This window comes from Actinopolymorpha alba DSM 45243, from assembly GCF_000373925.1.
Lineage (GTDB): Bacteria > Actinomycetota > Actinomycetes > Propionibacteriales > Actinopolymorphaceae > Actinopolymorpha > Actinopolymorpha alba.
In genome coordinates, this window is sequence record NZ_KB892785.1 from 1 (window position 1) to 17,627 (window position 17,627).

General features: G+C 68.3%; 15 protein-coding genes and 1 pseudogene. 6 read left to right on the forward strand and 10 right to left on the reverse strand.

Annotated elements, in window-relative coordinates:
- Positions 1–533: 533 nt before the first annotated feature.
- From B141_RS49795 to B141_RS49800, 5 genes are all read right to left on the reverse strand, one after another.
- Complete coding sequence (locus B141_RS49795) at positions 534–737, reverse strand: hypothetical protein (RefSeq protein ID WP_157181374.1); 204 nt, start codon at positions 735–737, stop codon at positions 534–536.
- 21 nt (positions 738–758) lie between these two features.
- Positions 759–1,511, reverse strand: coding sequence for an SDR family NAD(P)-dependent oxidoreductase (locus tag B141_RS0128780; protein WP_020578654.1), 753 nt, complete (start codon positions 1,509–1,511; stop codon positions 759–761).
- Between the two features lie 21 nt (positions 1,512–1,532).
- Complete coding sequence (locus B141_RS0128785; protein WP_020578655.1) at positions 1,533–2,393, reverse strand: fumarylacetoacetate hydrolase family protein; 861 nt, start codon at positions 2,391–2,393, stop codon at positions 1,533–1,535.
- Positions 2,394–2,477: 84 nt separating this feature from the next.
- Complete coding sequence (locus tag B141_RS0128790; protein ID WP_020578656.1) at positions 2,478–3,293, reverse strand: sugar phosphate isomerase/epimerase family protein; 816 nt, start codon at positions 3,291–3,293, stop codon at positions 2,478–2,480.
- A 147-nt stretch (positions 3,294–3,440) separates the two neighbouring features.
- Positions 3,441–4,076, reverse strand: a complete 636-nt coding sequence (locus B141_RS49800; protein WP_474775230.1) for a phosphotransferase — start codon at positions 4,074–4,076, stop codon at positions 3,441–3,443.
- Between B141_RS49800 and B141_RS49805 the strand changes: the two genes are divergently transcribed.
- Complete coding sequence (locus tag B141_RS49805) at positions 3,967–4,464, forward strand: hypothetical protein (protein ID WP_020578658.1); 498 nt, start codon at positions 3,967–3,969, stop codon at positions 4,462–4,464. The genes B141_RS49800 and B141_RS49805 overlap by 110 nt on opposite strands.
- Positions 4,465–4,550: 86 nt before the next feature.
- Here the strand turns inward: B141_RS49805 and B141_RS51795 are convergent, their stop codons facing one another.
- The 5 genes and pseudogenes from B141_RS51795 to B141_RS0128820 form a co-directional block, all read right to left on the reverse strand.
- Positions 4,551–5,018, reverse strand: coding sequence for an HNH endonuclease signature motif containing protein (locus B141_RS51795; protein ID WP_237742837.1), 468 nt, complete (start codon positions 5,016–5,018; stop codon positions 4,551–4,553).
- Between the two features lie 135 nt (positions 5,019–5,153).
- Positions 5,154–5,726: pseudogene (locus B141_RS52995) on the reverse strand (DUF222 domain-containing protein); the annotation flags it as partial.
- 144 nt (positions 5,727–5,870) lie between these two features.
- Entirely contained in the window at positions 5,871–6,131 is a 261-nt protein-coding gene (locus tag B141_RS49810) for a GNAT family N-acetyltransferase (RefSeq protein WP_202805957.1), read from the reverse strand.
- An 88-nt stretch (positions 6,132–6,219) separates the two neighbouring features.
- Entirely contained in the window at positions 6,220–7,767 is a 1,548-nt protein-coding gene (locus tag B141_RS0128815) for an acyl-CoA carboxylase subunit beta (RefSeq protein WP_020578661.1), read from the reverse strand.
- A 23-nt stretch (positions 7,768–7,790) separates the two neighbouring features.
- The gene (locus B141_RS0128820) at positions 7,791–8,948 is read right to left on the reverse strand and encodes an acyl-CoA dehydrogenase family protein (protein WP_020578662.1); all 1,158 of its coding nucleotides are present in this window, start codon (positions 8,946–8,948) and stop codon (positions 7,791–7,793) included.
- Between the two features lie 92 nt (positions 8,949–9,040).
- On the opposite strand from B141_RS0128820, the gene B141_RS0128825 reads away from it, so the two are divergent.
- From B141_RS0128825 to B141_RS0128855, 5 genes are all read left to right on the forward strand, one after another.
- On the forward strand, positions 9,041–9,454 hold the full coding sequence (locus tag B141_RS0128825; RefSeq protein WP_020578663.1) for a MerR family transcriptional regulator: 414 nt from the start codon (positions 9,041–9,043) through the stop codon (positions 9,452–9,454).
- A gap of 599 nt (positions 9,455–10,053) precedes the next feature.
- Positions 10,054–12,294 carry a heavy metal translocating P-type ATPase gene (locus B141_RS0128840; protein ID WP_020578666.1) on the forward strand — a complete coding sequence of 747 codons (2,241 nt, stop codon included), beginning with the start codon at positions 10,054–10,056 and terminating at the stop codon, positions 12,292–12,294.
- Between the two features lie 410 nt (positions 12,295–12,704).
- Positions 12,705–13,493: a class I SAM-dependent methyltransferase gene (locus B141_RS43350; protein WP_020578667.1), complete on the forward strand. Its 789-nt coding sequence runs from the start codon at positions 12,705–12,707 to the stop codon at positions 13,491–13,493.
- A 91-nt stretch (positions 13,494–13,584) separates the two neighbouring features.
- Positions 13,585–15,696 carry a vWA domain-containing protein gene (locus tag B141_RS43355; protein WP_020578668.1) on the forward strand — a complete coding sequence of 704 codons (2,112 nt, stop codon included), beginning with the start codon at positions 13,585–13,587 and terminating at the stop codon, positions 15,694–15,696.
- A gap of 100 nt (positions 15,697–15,796) precedes the next feature.
- Positions 15,797–17,554 (forward strand): acetyl/propionyl/methylcrotonyl-CoA carboxylase subunit alpha, encoded by a 1,758-nt coding sequence (locus B141_RS0128855; protein WP_020578669.1) that lies wholly within the window; start codon positions 15,797–15,799, stop codon positions 17,552–17,554.
- The last annotated feature ends 73 nt before the right edge of the window (positions 17,555–17,627 follow it).

Sequence of the window (17,627 nt, forward strand, 5' to 3'; positions counted from 1 at the left end):
ACCGTCCGCGCGATACGCCTCATAGAAAGCCGACAGGTCCGCCTCGCCGACCAGCGACACAATCTCCCACGCCACATGGTCATCGGGCAGCCATTCCCGCATGTCCGAGGAGATCGAAAACAATTCCCCATCACTGTGGTCAACGTCCACAAAAACCATAAACAGACTATGCCCGAAGATCAACCCGAAGTAAATCAGGATCGGACGAAAGAAGCCCGCGAAACCCGAACCAGGAAATGCTTCCGCACCCCAATCGGCGAACCCAAGACACCGCCGTCAATCGTCCTCCGACCGCGGCTCCCGGCCGACAAGCCGACGGAACACGCCGGCCCAACATCCTTGACAGCCCGCAACCCCCAGTTACGCGACAGGCTCCATAGCACCCCAGAATCTTCACGATCACAGATGACCCGCTCATCACCAGGCTGCCGCGCTCATTCAAAACTCGTGGCCTCTCGCTTGTTTCGCGGATACCGGGTCGCGGATTGAACCTTGAGTAGATGACCACTTTCGACCTGAAGCTGGTCATCTACTCAAGGCTCGGCGGAGCTCACCCTCGAGCCGTCCACATTCTGGCTGGCGTACCGGACGGCTGGCTCGAAGATCGGCCTGTGCAGCCACGCGATCACGACCACCTCCGAGCCGTCCCGCGCGACGTACTCCACCGCCGTCAACCCATCCGCGGTCGGCGGTCGTAGCCGGTAGAGATGCCCCTGCTGGACGAGCCCCCGACCCAATGAGGTCGCCGTTGAGGGGTCCTACCCGCGGGGGCGAAGGCGGAGGTTCTGCATGCCTCCGTCGACGCAGACCTCCACGCCGGTGCTGGATCCGGCCGCCGGCGAAGCGAGGTAGGCGATCGCCTGCGCCACCTCGTCGGCCGACACCAGCCGGCCCATCGGCTGGCGGGCTTCGAGCGCCTTCCGTTCCGCCTCCGGGTCATCCGCCTTCGCCAGCAGGCGCGCCACCCACGGGGTGTCCGCCGTTCCGGGGTTGACGCAGTTGACGCGGATGCCGTCGGGTACGTGGTCGGCCGCCATCGCGAACGTCAGCGCGCGAACCGCGCCCTTCGACGCACTGTAAAGGGCGCGTTGCGGGATGCCGGCGGTCGCGGCGATCGAGCAGGTGTTGACGATCGCGGCCGCTCCGGACTGGCGTAGGTGTGGCAGCGCGGCCCGGCTCACCCGGGCGATGCCGACCACATTGACGTCAAGGACCCGGTGCCATTCGGCGTCGTCGTTGTCCGCGACCGTGCCCTGGGCACCGATGCCGGCGTTGTTGACCACGATGTCCAGGCGCCCGAAGCGTTCCACCACCGCGTCAACCGCGGCTTGCACAGACCTGCCGTCGGTGACGTCGCAGGCGACGCCGTACAACGGATCCTTCACGTCAGCGGCGTTCAGATCGAGGCAGGCCACCTGAGCGCCCCGGTCGGCGAGCAGCTGGGCCGCCGCGAGACCAATCCCGGAAGCGCCCCCGGTGACAGCCGCGACCAGCCCGTCGAAGTCACCCATGTCAGCACCTATCTCCCGCGGTCAGGCCTGGACCAGGGCTTGGCGCTGCCGGCCCAGCCCGCCGATCTCGATCTCCATCACGTCGCCGGCCTTCAGGAACGGGAAGCGTCCAGACAAGGCCACGCCCTGCGGAGTGCCGGTGTTGAGCAGATCGCCCGGATCGAGGACGAGGTACTGCGAGAGGTGCCAGACGAGGTACGCCACGTCGAAGATCATGTCGGCGGTCGTGGACTCCTGGCGGGGATCGTCGTTGACGAACGACCGCAGCCCGAGCTCCTGCGGGCGCACCTCGTCGGCCGGGACCAGCCAGGGGCCGAGGGGGTTGAAGGTCTCCGCACACTTGCCCTTCGACCACTGGCCGCCGGACTGCTCGACCTGGAAGGTGCGTTCGGAGACGTCGTTGGAGACCACGTATCCCGCGACGTGGTCCAGCGCCTCCTCCGGGGACTCGAGGTAGCGCGCGGTCTTGCCGATCACCACACCCAGCTCGACTTCCCAGTCGGTCTTGACCGACCCCCGCGGGATCAGGACGTCGTCGTAGGGCCCGACCACGGTGTTGGGGTGCTTGAAGAAGATGATCGGCGTCTTGGGTGGCGCGGCGCCTGACTCGGCCGCGTGGGCGGCGTAGTTCTGGCCGATGCAGATCACCGCGCCCGGCTTGGCGATCGGCGCGCCGACCCGCAGGCCGGTGCCGTCACCGGGATCGTCCAGCGGCGACAACCGGCCGGCGGCGAGAGCCTCGCGCACCGCGCCGATCCCGCCACCGGCGAGGAAGCGACCGTCGATGTCACCGGTCAGCGGCGAGAGGTCGAAAACCGTGCCATCCTCAGCGCGGACGGCGGGGCGCTCTTCACCAGGCGCCCCCAGACGCAACAGCTGCACGTGCGAATCCTCCTTGACACGGTCCTCGCCCTCGGCATCCTCGTCGCTTCAGGCGGCCACATTCGCTTCCGGCGGCTGAACGGGTCAGAGCGACCAGGTGGAGTAGCCGTTCGCGATCAGCCAGTCGGCGCCGGCCCGGGCCACGTCGAACGGGTCGCCGGGCGCCTCGTCGAGCTCCACGACGTGGTAGGCGACGTTCTTACCCGCCCCGATGGCGGCCGCGTTTTCGACCGACCCCTCGCCGACGGCGGTCTGCAGCTGGCCGCGCACACCCGGGCCGTCCTTGACGTGCAGGGTGTAGACCCGGTCGACGTACGACGTGATGACCTCGGCCGGGGTCAGTCCCGCGGTGTGTGCCCAGTAGACATCGAGCTCGAGGAACACCCGGGGGTCGAGGTGGCTCACCAGGACGTCGTAGGCCGGCGTGCCGTCCTCGACGGGGCTCCATTCGAAGTCGTGGTTGTGGTAGCCGATCTTGACGCCACGCGCCGCGGCCCGCTCGGCGGCGGCGTTGAGCCCGTCGGCAAGCTGCTTCACGCCACCCGCCGTGCTCAGGATCTCCACGCCCATCCCCGAGCCGACGCCCGCGACGGACGCCGGGACCGGCGCGATGAGGCGGTCGGTGCCGAGGATCTCCAGCTCGTCATAGACGGCGTCAGCGGAGTCGTCTGAGGACACCGAGCCGTGTACGGCGATGACCTTCAGGCCGTTGTCATCCAGCTGGGCTCGGAACTCCCGGGCGTCGGCCAGCCGTTCGGCCACGTCGCGCTGGGGGTTACCGATACCGAATGCCTCGACGGCTCGGAAGCCCTGCTCGGCGGCGCGGGCCAGCGCCGCGGCGCGGTCCTCGGCGAGTGCGTTCCGCACGGTGTATAGCTGCAGGGCGAGGGGTGTCGCCATATCTTTCACGCTCCGTCGTGGTGAGCAGGGTGCTGCTGACAGCCAGTCCCGCCCATCCTGCCTGAGCGCTCTGCGCACCCGAACAGCGTCCCAGTGCATGAGACGCCACGTCCGCGAGAGGACAGCGACAGATCCTGGTGAGGTGGCTCATTTCGCCGAAAAATGAGTGGCTCCAGTCTCTCCGGCGACGGCGCGTTGGTTGGCGAGCACCCACTCGCTGATTCGTAGGCCAGCTCGGCGTTCCCGATAACGCAGGACGGTCGGATCCGGGAGATAACCGGCGCGTGCGGCGACGGAGAGCGGGACCGCTGCCAGGTAAGGCCCGAGCGCCTGACGCTCGACGGGAGTGAGCCTGCTGCGGCTGGCCTCCTCGTACGTACTGATCAGCTCGGGTAGGCGGTCCCACGCGAATTCTTCCGGAGCCCCCTGGTCACCAGGACCCACCACGGCATAGAACAACGCGGCGGCCAGATCGTGAATGCGTGGGCGGTTTGCCGCACACCCGAAGTCGAGATAGACGGTTTCTCCGTCTGGGGTTCGACCGATGTTGGCCAGATTGATGTCTCCGTGGACGACCTGACAAGGAAGGCGCAACGCGGGGATCCACTGGGTCCGCAGCGATCGGACCAGCCCGCTGGCAAACCTGGCCACCTCCAGGGTTTCTGGGTGGTGCTTGCACGGCGCCCTCGGTGGCGGACATCCAGCGGCGCAGGGATCCCGGTGTGCCGTACTGCGAGTCGAGCGGCCAGGGTACGTCGACCTCGACCCGGGCCAGGGCGTGATGAAGCCGACCCATCGCCGCAAACGTCCACAGGGTGACCGCCCAGGACGCTTCGCGGCCACTGTGGGGAACGAAGGTTTCCAACTCCGCCTGGCGTCCGCGGCAGGTGAGCACCCACTCCCCTCGCCACGTCTGCGGTTCGGCCACGAGGAGGCCCCGGTCCAGAAGCTGGCGGCGGACGTCTTGGAGAGCAGCGACCCGGCGGCGGGTGATGAAGCGCTGGTGGATGCGGAGAACGAGCCCGACCGAGTGCAGGTGCAGGTTGGTGCTCGTCCATCCGCCGAGGTCGGACACCAGAGATCCCGGCGCGATGTCGTCGACGATGCGCCGTACGTCTGGATGCTCGCTCTGGAGGAAGTCGGGGTCATCCAGGTCAGAACGCCACCATGACCGCAAACGGGAGCCATCCATGGGAGGGATCTTGGGGCCCCCACGCCCGTCATCGCGAGCGATTATCCCGGCGGTCGCGCTTCTTTCTATCTGCGGTAGCGCTCGGTCGTGGTGAGGTGCCAGCGGCCGTCTGCTCGGCGGCGGATTTCGTACCTGTGTGGGTTCTTCGCCCGGTCGCGGTTGTGGTGGTCGCAGGCCGGTGCGATGTCCTCGAGTCGGGTGCTGCGGTGGCTGGACCAGGGCCGCACGTGGTCGAGTTCGCACCACTTCGCCGGAACCGGGCAGCTGTCGTAGGCGCAAATGTCGTACGTGGCGAGGATGGCGCGACGCATCCAACGTGGTGCGAGGCGTACGGCCGAACCAAGGTCGAGTATCGCCGCGACATCGCGGCCTCCCCACCAGCGTTTCCTTCGATCAGCGGCGCTGTCACCGACGCGCGGCTCACCACCATCGCCGGGTTGCCCGCGCTCGTCGGGTTCCCCGGGTTCCCCGCGATCATCTGGTTCCTCGCGGTCGTCGGGTTGCCCGCGCTCACGAACCTGATCGTCGTCCATGCCATCACAATCCGCCGGGGCTTCCTGTGCATCGACATCATCGGGAAGGGTTTCGGCATTGACGATGACGAGGAGTTCGGCGGTGACGGCCTGCACCAACAGCTGGATCAGGACATCGGCGTTTCGCTGCGACTGGGTGCGGGTGTCATCGGCGCCGCTCTTGCGGGCGTACGCATCCAGCAATGCCTGGAGCCGAGCGGCGGCCTCTGGAGGCAATTTAAAGGAGCCGGAGATACTGCCATCCTCGTCCAGGCGGGCAGTGAGGTACCGATCCCGGTGCGCCCTTTCCTCATCCCGCAGGTGGCCGTCTGGGTTCAGGACCTGCCGCAGATATTTGCCGGCGCGGGAGACCTTCTCCACCGTCGAGAATTCATCGCGGGCGAGGTTCAGCAAGGTCTCTTCGGCGATTCGCGCATCCGCATCGTCGGTGAGCACCTTGACCGCGGCGGCGATCGCGGTCGCCATGCCGTACGACAGTTCCCCAGCCGCCGCCGCGGCCGTCGCCGAAAGACGATGGAACTGCCGTCCATTTTGGCGATGACTCGACGCGGCACGAGAATTCATTCGCCCACCCGAGCGCAACCAGGCCGACGTCGAAGAATATCCGGCCGCTTTGGCTTCACCCAGCCGATCGACCACTCCGACCCGAAAGTCGACGGAAAGCCCGATCAGATCGGCCACGCGCATCAACCGATCCGCCTGTTCCATCGCGGCCGCACCCGAATCCGGCACTGGCAAACCAGCCAGCGACCGGGCAGAAGACTGCCACCGGCGTAACCCTGACGTGACAGAGAGTCCTCGGTAAAGAAGCCGACAATCCTCCGCCACCTCGACTCCCCCGACGCGGGCGCTTTACGCCGAGCGGGAATAGGTCATAGTGCGCGCCTGGGGTATGAAGCCCATCGACTCATACACCAGTTTGGGCACCGGATGCGCGGCGTCGCCCCGGGAGCACACCACAACCCGTTCACCACCAGCCGCCGCGAAGGCGTGCAGCACCGCCGTACACACAGCCCGCGCGAGTCCTCGCCGCCGGTGGTCGGGATGCGTACCGACCGGAAGGGACTGCATCGCCCGGAGTTCGACCGAACCCGCGTACTCGCATCGTTTCACGTCCACACGATCCCCAAGGCCAACGGCGTAAGGCAACGGGATATCGCGGGGCGCACCAACGGCTCCCGCACGCCGCGGCGCTACCAGCTCAGACCGGTGGCACCCCATGCCTCTTGTCCGGCCCGCGCCGGTCCTTCGTCTGCGCGGCGGCAAGCCGGGCGACGATCTGGGTGCGGAGTTCGTGCGGCTCGACAATGGCGTCGATCACGAGGTCGGAGGCAAGGCGGAGGATGTCGATGTCGTCCTCGTACTCCTCCCGCAGGGCCGCGACATAAGCCTCCCGCTCCGCCGGGTCGGAGATTTCCGCGAGCTTGTTGAAGTAGACCGCGTTGATCGCCGCCTCCGGGCCCATCACCGCGATCTTGGCCGTGGGCAGAGCGATGCACGCATCGGGTGAGAATCCAGGACCGCACATCGCGTAAAGCCCCGCGCCGTAAGCCTTTCGTACGATGACCGACACCGTGGGCACCGTCGCCTCGGCCACCGCCGTGATCATCTTGGCGCCGGCCCGGATGATGCCCTGGCGCTCGACCTCGCTACCGATCATGAAGCCGGGTACGTCAGCGAGGTAGAGCAGCGGGACGTTGAACGCGTCGCACAGCCAGATGAATCGCGCGGCCTTGTCCGCGCTGTCCACGAACAACACCCCACCCTTCACCGCGGGGTTGTTGGCGAGGACGCCGACGACCTGGCCTTCCAGACAACCGAACCCGACGACCAGCTCCGGTGCGAACAGCGGTTTCACCTCGAAGAACGTGTCGGCGTCGAGCAGCGCGTCGAGCACCGCGTGCATGTCGTACCCCACACTGTCCTGCTCCGGCACCAGATCGGCGGTGAACTCCCTGGCCGGCGGGTGGGCGGCGTACGACGGCGGCTGCTCACGCCAGTTCGACGGCAGGTAGGAGAAGTACGCCTTCGCGATCTCGATCGCCTCGGCGTCGTCAGCCGCGAGCAGGTCACCGCAACCCGAGATTGACGCGTGCATCCGGGCGCCGCCCATCTCCTCCAGGGAGACCTTCTCGCCCACGACCATCTCGGCCATCCGCGGCGAGCCGAGATACATCGACGCGTTTCCTTCGACCATGATCACGATGTCGCAGAACGACGGGATGTATGCCCCGCCCGCCGCCGACGGCCCGAAAAGGCAGCAGATCTGCGCCACCTTGCCCGAAAGGGCCACCTGGTTGGCGAAGATCCGGCCGGCCCCGCGCCGCCCCGGGAAAAGCTCCACCTGGTCGGTGATGCGAGCGCCCGCCGAGTCGATGAACCAGAAGATCGGGAGCTCATCGCGGAGGGCGATCTCAGTCGTACGCACGATCTTCTCCACCGTGCGGGCACCCCACGAACCCGCCTTCACCGTCGGGTCGTTGGCCACCACCAGGACCGGTCGGCCGTCGACCAGGGCGCGCCCGGTCACCACGCCGTCGGCCGGCAGCCCGTCTGCGAGCGCGTTGGCGAACTGGCCGTCCTCGACGAACGTGTCCGGGTCGACGAGCAACCCGATCCGGTCGCGGACGTACAGCTTTCCCTGGCTCGCGAGCTTGGCCGCGCCCCTGCCGGACGGCCGCAGTGTCGCATCCTTCGCCGCGGCGACCGCCTTGACATGATCCTTGCGCTGGTGCCCGGAATCGTCCATGACGCCTACTTTCTCGGGCCAGGTTACTCAACCGGGAGGCCGAGGCCACGGGCGATCAGCATGCGCTGGATCTCGCTCGTTCCCTCGCCGATCTCGAGGATCTTCGCGTCCCGGTAGAAGCGGGCGACGGGGTACTCCTCCATGAAGCCGTACCCTCCGAAGACCTGGGTCGCCGTCCGCGCCGCCGCCATCGCCGCCTCGCTGGCGAAGAGCTTGGCCATCGCGGCGGCCTGTTTGACCTCGGCCGCCGGCCGGCCCGCGTCCTTGGCGGCCGCCGCCTTGTAGGTAAGGAGCCTGCCGGCCTCCACCGCCACCTTCAGATCAGCGATCTGGAACGCGACACCCTGCCGCGCACCGATCGGCCGGCCGAACGAACTCCGGGTGCTGGCGTACTCCACCGCCTCGTCAAGGCAGCCTTGCGCGAGCCCAACCGCCAATGCGGCAAGGGCGATCCGGCCCTCGTCGAGCGCGGCGAGGAACTGCTTGAACCCCGCGCCCCGCTCCCCCAGCAGGTGGTCGGCGGGGACCCGGCAGTTGTCGAACGTGAGCGGATGGGTGTCGGACGCGTGCCAGCCGAGCTTGCGGTACGAGGGTTCGACGACGAAGCCCGGCGTGCCCGTCGGGACGATGATCGCGGAGATTTCGTCGTCACCGGTGCGGGCGGTGACAGTCACGAGCGACGTGATCGGCGTACCCGAGTTGGTGATGAACTGCTTGGCGCCGTTGATCACCCACTGGTCGCCTTCGAGTGCCGCGCGGGTCCTCGTCGCGCCGGCGTCCGAGCCAGCCTCCGGCTCGGTGAGCCCGAACCCGGCGAGGGCATGCCCAGCCGCAAGGTCGGGAAGCCAACGACGTTTCTGTTCGTCGGTGCCCCAGCGCAGGATCGGGCCGATGCCCAGACCCACCCCCGCCTCGAGGGTCACACCCAACGACTGGTCGACCCGGCCGATCTCCTCGATCGCCACGCAGACGCTGGTGAAGTCGCCGCCGGCGCCGCCGTACTCCTCAGGGACGATCAGGCCGAACAACCCCAGCTTGCCCATGGCCCGCACCGTGTCGACGGGAAAGTGGTGGTGTTCGTCCCAGTCCGCGGCGTACGGCGCGATCTCGGCGCGCGCGAACTCGCGTACGACCTGACGAAATTCCTCATGCTCAGGGGATAGCTCGAAGGCCGTCATCATGGACCCCCGTAACGCTCGGGCTTACGCTTACGTAAACGTAAGCCTGACCGGGCGACTGGCGCAAGAGAATGGGCACGAGCAAGGGGAAGGACATGGGCGAGGGAAAGGACATCGGCACAGCCGGACCCCGCATCTGGACGATCACCGAACTCGCGGCGGATTACGCGGTGACGTTGCGGACCATCCGCTTCTACGAGGACCAGGGCCTGCTCTCCCCCGAGCGACGCGGCAGCCAGCGGGTGTTTCATCCGCGCGACCATGTGCGCCTGGGACTGATCCTGCGCGGGAAGCGGCTCGGCTTCTCGCTGCAGGAGATCGCCACGATCATCGACATGTACGACGCCGAACCCGGCGAGTTGGGGCAACTCCGATATCTGCTGGAGCAGATCGGCGTTCGCCGGAAGGAACTCCTGCAGCGGCGCCGCGACATCGACAAGACCCTCCGCGAACTCGCCGGGGTGGAGCGCCGCTGCCGCGAGGAAGTGGAGCGGCTCGGCGCCGAGTGAGCGAAGCGGTCGGCAAGCGAGGTACGAGCACCGCCGCCCGCGCAGCGAACGAGAAGCCGAACGCGACCACAAGCACCCAGCGGCTCGGCGCCGAGTGAGCGAAGCGGTCGGCAAGCAAGGCACGAGCACCGCCGCCCGCGCAGCGAACAAGAAGCCGAACGCGACCACAAGCACCGAGCGGCTCGGCGCCGGCGAATTTGCCGTGCGAGGTGGGGACTTGCCGCGTGAGATCGCGCTCGTCTCGCATGGCGTACGACCTGCCCATCCGGATGCTGAGGCATCGGGCAACCCCTTGGCGAAGTTGATCACGAACTAGGCCGCAAGTTTCGAGATCATTTCGGGGAAGTGGCCCACGCTTCGCGCGGAACGTGGGCCACTTCCCCGAAATGATCTCGACCGGGTCATCACGAGCTTCCAGTGGGTTCATCAAGCGGCATCTGGACAGATTTGTGGTCGGTTCATCCTCGCCCAGCACAAAGCTCTCCCCCGTCGCGCGGATCTTCTGAGCCGGCCGGGCATAGATCGAGCCCCGCCACGATTGGACAGGTCGCTACCCCCTGGGGGTATGGTGTAGGAGTTGTCGAGAACGGAGAGGGCTCATGCGCGAAACCCCGACAGGGCACGAACACGCGGCAGAGCATCAGCACGCCCACGGTCAGCGAGGCCATGCCGAGGGCCAGGAAGCGCAGGCCGCTCACACCGGCCCCGCCCACCCCGACCATGCCAGTCCCGCCGGCCACGCATCAAGCCCTACCGGCCACGCAAGCGCCGGCCACGCGAATCACGATGCCCACGCCGGCCACGACAAGCACGCCGGCCATGACCCGGAGATGTTCCGGCGGAGGTTCTGGCTGAGCCTGATCCTCACCATCCCGATCGTGCTCACGAGCCACATGGTGATGGGGTGGTTCGGCTACACCCTCGACTTCCCCGGCATCATGTGGGTCGGGCCGGTTCTTGGCTCGGTCGTTTTCTTCTACGGTGGCTGGCCGTTCCTCGCCGGCGGCGTCTCGGAGGTCCGGGACCGCGCGCCAGGCATGATGTTGCTGATCTCGATGGCGATCGTTGTCGCGTACGTCGCCTCGCTGGCCACCAGCCTTGGGTTCTTCAACCTGGAGTTCTGGTGGGAGCTCGCGGCGCTGGTCAGCATCATGTTGCTCGGCCACTGGCAGGAGATGAAGGCGATCGGCCAGGCGCAAGGCGCCCTTGCGGCCCTCGCCGCGCTCCTGCCTGATGATGCCGAACGCGTTACCAAGCACGGCACCGAACGCGTCAGCGTCACCGATCTCACGGTAGGCGATGTGGTCCTCGTTCGCCCGGGTGCCCGCATCCCCGCAGACGGCCACATCGTCGACGGCGGCGCCGAGGTCGACGAGTCGATGATCACGGGCGAGTCCCGTCCGGTCTTTCGGGGTACGCGTGACCGCGTGGTCGCGGGGACGGTCGCGACCGACTCGGCGATCCGGGTCCGGATTGACGCCGTGGGTGAGGACACCGCGCTCGCCGGGATCCAGCGGCTGGTCGCCCAGGCGCAGGCGTCGCGCGGCCGCGCGCAGGTGCTGGCTGACCGGTTCGCGGCGCTGCTCTTCTACGTCGCGAGCGCGGCCGGTGTGCTGACGTTCCTTGCCTGGTGGGTGTTGGGTAACCCCGACGAGTCTGTCGTACGTACCGTCACAGTCCTCGTCATCGCCTGCCCCCACGCCCTCGGTCTGGCCATCCCGCTGGTGATCTCACTGTCCACCGCGGTCGCCGCCAAGTCGGGAATCCTTGTCAAGGACAGGTTGGCACTGGAGCGGATGCGGACCGTCGACGCGGTTCTCTTCGACAAGACCGGCACCTTGACCAAGGGCCAGCACCGGGTCGCCGCTGTCGCTGCGGCGGACGGCATGAGCGAGAACGACGTACTCCACCTGGCCGCTGGTGTCGAGTCCGACAGCGAACACCCGTTGGCCCGCGCGATCGTGACCGCCGCAGCCGAGCGTGGCAAACCAGCCCGCGCGACCAACTTCCGTTCCCTCACCGGGCGCGGGGTGCAAGCCAGGGTTGACGGCTCGACGTACGCCGTCGGCGGCCCCGCCCTCCTGCGGGAAACCGATGTGACGGTGCCCGACGGACTGCTCGACGAGACACGGACCTGGTCCCAGCGGGGCGCGGCGGTGCTCTATCTCCTGCGCCTGGACGGCAACAGCACCAATCCGGGCAGCACGGGTAACACGGGTAGCACGGGCACCAGCGTTCTGGGCGCGTTCGCTCTCGAGGACGAGGTACGACCGGAGGCGCGGGAAGCCATCAACCAACTCCGAGCCCTGGGCGTGAAGAAGATCGCGATGATCACCGGGGACGCTCGCCAGGTGGCCCAGGCAGTCGCGTCCGATCTGGGCTTCCAGCCCAACGTGGACGAGGTGTTCGCCGAGGTGTTGCCCGCGGACAAGGACCGCGCCGTCGCCGAACTCCAGGATCGCGGCCTCACCGTCGCGATGGTCGGTGACGGGGTTAACGACGCACCGGCTCTGGCCCGTGCCGATGTCGGCATCGCGATCGGCGCCGGAACCGACGTCGCCATCGAGTCCGCTGATGTCGTCCTCGCGAGCTCCGATCCGCAGGCGGTGGCCGGCGTGATCAGGCTGTCGAAGGCGTCGTACCGCAAGATGCTCCAGAACCTCGGCTGGGCCGCGGGCTACAACATCCTCGCCATCCCGCTCGCGGCCGGAGCGCTGGCGTGGGCGGGCGTCAGTCTCAGCCCAGCCGTCGGTGCGGTGCTCATGTCGCTCTCGACGATCATCGTCGCGCTGAACGCCCAACTCCTCCGCCGCGTCCGCCTGCTCCCGTCCTCGCGCTGACTGAGGCGAGCCGCGAGCTGGGGCGGGCCGCGAGCTGAGGCGGGCCGCGACTTGTCCGAAGGTCCCGCGCGGAGATCGGATTGTGAAGACTTTGGGGTGCTATGGGACCCCAAAGTCTTCACAATGTTCTCCGAAGAGAGGCCAGGGCCACGAGTTTGAGTAAGCCGCATAGAGGCCTATTCAGAACCCTCGTGATTGACAGGTCGCTGTGACCCGATTGCAGCGCTTCGGCGAAGTTGATCAACGGTCCACACAACGGGCGCTCCTGGCAGTGGGTGTCCGAATTCGGGACCCTTGATCAACTTCGCCCCCACAACCCACACCGCATGCTTCGCGGGGAGATGCCGCGTGCGACCACCTTTATGGGAGCCGCAGGGTTGTCGGAACAAGCTCAGGAGTAGGTTCGTCCAATGAGCGAGATTGACGTCTCACATAACAAGACAGCCGCGCATCGTCAAGAGACCGCGCAGCACAAGACGGTCGCCGAGGCGTTCGGTGCCGCCGCCACGACGTACGACGCGAGCCGGCGGCGATTGGTCCCCTGCTTCGACGACTTCTATCGGACGGCGCTCAGGTTCGTCACGCTCGATCTGCCGGAGGCACCCCGGGTGCTGGACCTGGGTGCCGGCACGGGGTTGTTCGCAGCTCTGGTCGCCGGCGTACGACCGAAGGTGTCGTTGACGCTGGTCGACTCCGCCGCCCCGATGCTCGACGCGGCCGGGCGCGCGCTGAGCGGCCTCGGCATCGCAGCTGACCTTCGGCACCAGGACCTGGCGGACCCCCTGCCCGACGGGCAGTTCGACGCCGTGATCTCGGCGCTCGCCATCCACCACGTCGACGACCCGGGCAAGCGTGACCTCTACCGGCGGGTGCGCGGCATCCTCGCCCCGGGCGGGGTCTTCGTGAACGCCGAGCAGGTCGCGGGACCCACGCCCCGCCTGGACCGGATGTACGACTCCCTGTGGGAGGCCGACGCCCGCGCATTCGGCTCGGACGACCAGGAGGTGGCGGCGGCCCGGGTGCGGATGGCCTTCGACCGGCCGGCGACGGTGGCCGCACAGCTGGACTGGGTGACCGAGGCGGGCCTGGTCGACGCCTTCTGTGCGTACCAGAACCTGCGGTTCGCGGTGCTCGTCGGCTGGGCGCCGACCACGCCAACCGCGCCCGCCGACCGCCCTCGCCGACCGAAGGAGGTGTGACCTAACGGACGTTCTGTAGCCATTCCGCCACAAAGTCTGGCAAGCTCCACAGGTCTCGTCGTGCTCATTGGTACTCCACATCTGGAGAGCGATGTCGACCTGGCCGCCCAGACTCCTCGCGGTATGTGGTTCCTTCGCCGTCCTCACCGGCCTGGTCGCCGGCGGATCGGTCGCATCGGCGTCGGCTGCTCCAGCCGCCGCCAGTCCTGCGACCGCCCTCACCCCGGTGTCAGCCGCGCCACCGCCCCAGGCGCAGGCCGCACGGACCAACGAGGGCGACGCCTCACACAAGCTCCTGCTGCTGTTCGACTCATCTGGTTCGATGAAGGACCTGGACGACGACGGCACGACCAAGATCGAGGCCGCCAGGGGCGCGTTCCGCCGGCTCATTCCCCGCCTGCCCGCCGCCGGCGAGGTCGGGCTGCGGGTGTACGGCGCCACGATCTACGACCGCAACGCCCCCGGAGCCTGCCGCGACACCCAGCTCGCCGTACCCATCGGTCCCGCTGACAAGGACGCCTTGACAAGGGCCGTCGAAGGATTCCGCCCGTACGGCGAAACCCCGATCTCTTACAGCCTGCAGCAGGCGGCCAAAGACCTTGGAACCACCGGCAAGCGCACGATCCTGCTGGTCTCCGACGGAGAGGAGACCTGCGACCCCAACCCGTGCGCGACCGCGCGCCAGATCGCCGGACTCGGTATCAACCTCAAGATCGACGTCGTGGGCTTCCGGATCAACCGCGAGGCCCGTGACCAGCTCCGCTGCATCGCCGACGCCGGCAGCGGGACGTTCTACGAAACCAGCGACGCCGAGACGCTCGCGGCCAGCCTCCACCGGCTCTCGGTGCGGGCGTTCCGCCCCTTCCGGGTCAGCGGCCGGGCGGTCAGCGGCGCGCCGGAGCCCGAGGCCGGGCCGACTCTGACCGCCGGGCAGTACGTCGACAGCGCACCGCGGCGGGAGGAGACGAAGTTCTACCGGGTACGGCGCACGATCAAGGCCTCCACCCTGCACATCGGGGCGAGCGCCCGGCCGGCACCGGGGAACGCGGTGTCCTCGATCCGCCTGGAGACGAAAACTTCGCAGGGCGGTAGCTGCGGCTACGGGTTGGGTACCGAGGTCAGCTACACCCGGACCAACCCCGTCGTCACCGCCGCGACCTCGAGTTGGGATCAGTTCACTTCCTACCAATCGGCCTGCCAGGACGCCACCGAACTGGTGGTGGCGCTCTCGCAGTCCAACCGCCCCGGCGCGGTCGACGCGGCCGAGGACACCCTCGGCGGCGTACCCGTCGAGATCGTGGTGATCGAGGAACCCCCCGTCACGTCCAAGGACGGCCTGCCTCCGGAGGCGGATGGCCGGCCGACGTGGACCAACCTGCCAGCGGGTAACACGACCGAGATCACCGCGGGCGCGTCCTTCTCCGACGCGCCACTCGTCGACGCCGGGCGGTACACCTCCTCCCTCTTTCCAGGGGAGGTGCAGTTCTTCAAGGTGCGCCTCCAGTGGGGCCAGCGGTTGGAGGCAGCCGTCCGCGCACCCAAGCCGTCGCCGAAGCTCGCCGCACTCACCGACAACCCGCAGGTACTCGACATCCGGATGATCAGCCCGGTGCGGGGGAAGGCGCAGGCGGCACTCAGCAACGTCGCCGGCAAGAACCAAACCTTCCTCGACGACCATGCCGACGCCGAAGCCCGCACCATGGCGGTCGAGGTGAGATACGTCAACCGCGACGCCGGCAGCGAGTCCCAGAAGAGCGTCGCTCTACCAGGCGACTATTTTGTCGCGATCTCCCTCGCCGCCGACCGTGACGACGAGTCCTATCTCCTCCCCGTCGAAGTGGCGATCGGCGTGGAGGGTACGGCCGGGATGGGTGCGCCGCGCTACGCCGGCGGGGACTCGATCCTCGTACCCGGACCCGACGGCGGACCGACGCGGTTCCAGGCCGTCACCGCCAGCGGGCCAGCCGCGGCCGCCGAACCCCAGCCGGACAGCGGTCCCGGCAACGACGGGTCCTCCACAAACGGGCCGGCGTCTGGTCAGTCCGACACCGCGCTCCCGTTCCTCGCCTCGATCTCCCGGCCCCGCCTGATCGCCGTCGCGGTACTCAGCGGCATCGTGGTGATCCTCACCGTGGTCTCGATCGGGCGAGCGGTACGGCGACGGCGCCCACGGCAACAAGGGACCTCTGACACAGGACACTAGACTCCGGGAAGTCTGGAAGGTCGTGCGGGAAGGGGCTGCGTCGGGCGGCTTGACCGCCCATGACGATCGCCGTACGACCTCTGAGGGAGGAGCCGAGAGCGTGTCAACCATCAGCAAGGTGCTCATCGCCAACCGCGGAGAGATCGCCGTACGCATCGCGCGGGCGTGCCAGGACACCGGCCTGGCCAGCGTCGCGGTGTACGCCGACCCCGACCGGGACGCGCTGCACGTGCGGGTCGCCGATGAGGCGTACGCACTGGGCGGCACCGCCCCTGGCGAGAGCTACCTCGCGATCGACAAGCTCCTCGACGTCGCCCGGCGGACCGGGGCCGATGCGGTCCACCCCGGTTACGGCTTCCTCGCTGAGAACGCCGACTTCGCCCGCGCGGTCCTGGCCGCCGGCCTGGTCTGGATCGGCCCTCCCCCGGAGGCCATCGACGCGCTCGGGGACAAGGTCAAGGCCCGCCACATCGCGCAGAACGTCGGGGCGCCGCTCGTCGCCGGCACACCAAACCCTGTCGCCGGTGCCGACGAGGTGGTGGCGTTCGCTCGCGAGCATGGGCTGCCGGTCGCGATCAAGGCGGCGTACGGCGGTGGCGGCCGCGGGCTCAAGGTGGCCCGCACCCTCGAGGAGATTCCTGAACTTTTCGACTCAGCCGTCCGCGAGGCAGTGACGGCGTTCGGACGCGGCGAGTGCTTCGTCGAGCGCTACCTCGACCGCCCGCGACACGTCGAGACGCAGTGCCTGGCCGACCAGCACGGCAACGTGGTCGTGGTGTCAACCCGGGATTGCTCCCTGCAACGCCGGCACCAGAAGCTGGTCGAGGAGGCACCCGCGCCGTTCCTCGATGACCAGCAGATCCGCACGCTCTACCAAGCCAGCAAGGCGATTCTCGCCGAGGCGGGCTATGTCGGCGCCGGCACCTGCGAGTTCCTCGTCGGGCAGGACGGCACGATCAGCTTCCTCGAGGTCAACACCCGCCTCCAGGTGGAGCACCCGGTCACCGAGGAGGTCACCGGGATCGACCTGGTCCGCGAGCAGTTCCGGATCGCGGCCGGCGAACCCCTCGGCTACGACGACCCGCCGCTGCGCGGGCACTCCATCGAGTTCCGGATCAACGCAGAGGACGCCGGTCGCGGCTTCCTTCCCGCCGCCGGCACGCTGACCCGCTGGCACCCGCCGTACGGGCCCGGCGTCCGGTTGGATGGCGGCTACGACCAGGGTGAGACCGTTCCCACGGTGTTCGACTCGCTGATCGCCAAGCTGATCGTCACCGGCCGCGACCGTACGCAGGCGCTCGAGCGCGCGCGCCGGGCGCTGGCGGAGTTCGTGGTCGAGGGCATGCCGACGGTGATTCCGTTCCACCAGGCGGTCGTGGAGGATCCCGCGTTCACCGCCGCCCAGGGGGCCTTCGGGGTGCACACCCGCTGGATCGAGACGGAGTTCGACACTCCGATCGCGCCGTACGCCGGGGTGCCCGAGGCGGCCGAGCCCGCCGCTCGGGAACGCGTCACGGTCGAGGTCGACGGCAAGCGCCTCGAGGTGGTCCTTCCGGCCGACCTGGGTTCGGCGGGCGCGACGACGGGCAACCGCCGGCCGCCCCGACGCAGTGCCGGCGGCAAGGCCATGGCCACCGCGTCCGGCGACACGCTGACCTCCCCCATGCAGGGCACGCTGGTCAAGGTGGCCGTGGAGGAAGGCCAGACGGTCGAGGCCGGCGACCTGGTGGTCGTCCTGGAGGCGATGAAGATGGAGCAGCCGGTCAACGCGCACAAGTCCGGCAAGGTCTCGGGCCTCACCGCACAGGTCGGCACGAGCGTCACCGCCGGCGCGGTGCTCTGCGAGATCAAGGACTGAGGGGTCGCGCAACCCCCTGGTCGCCGCGCTGCCGTGTGAGGGTCCGAATGACCACGTATACGTGGTCATTGCA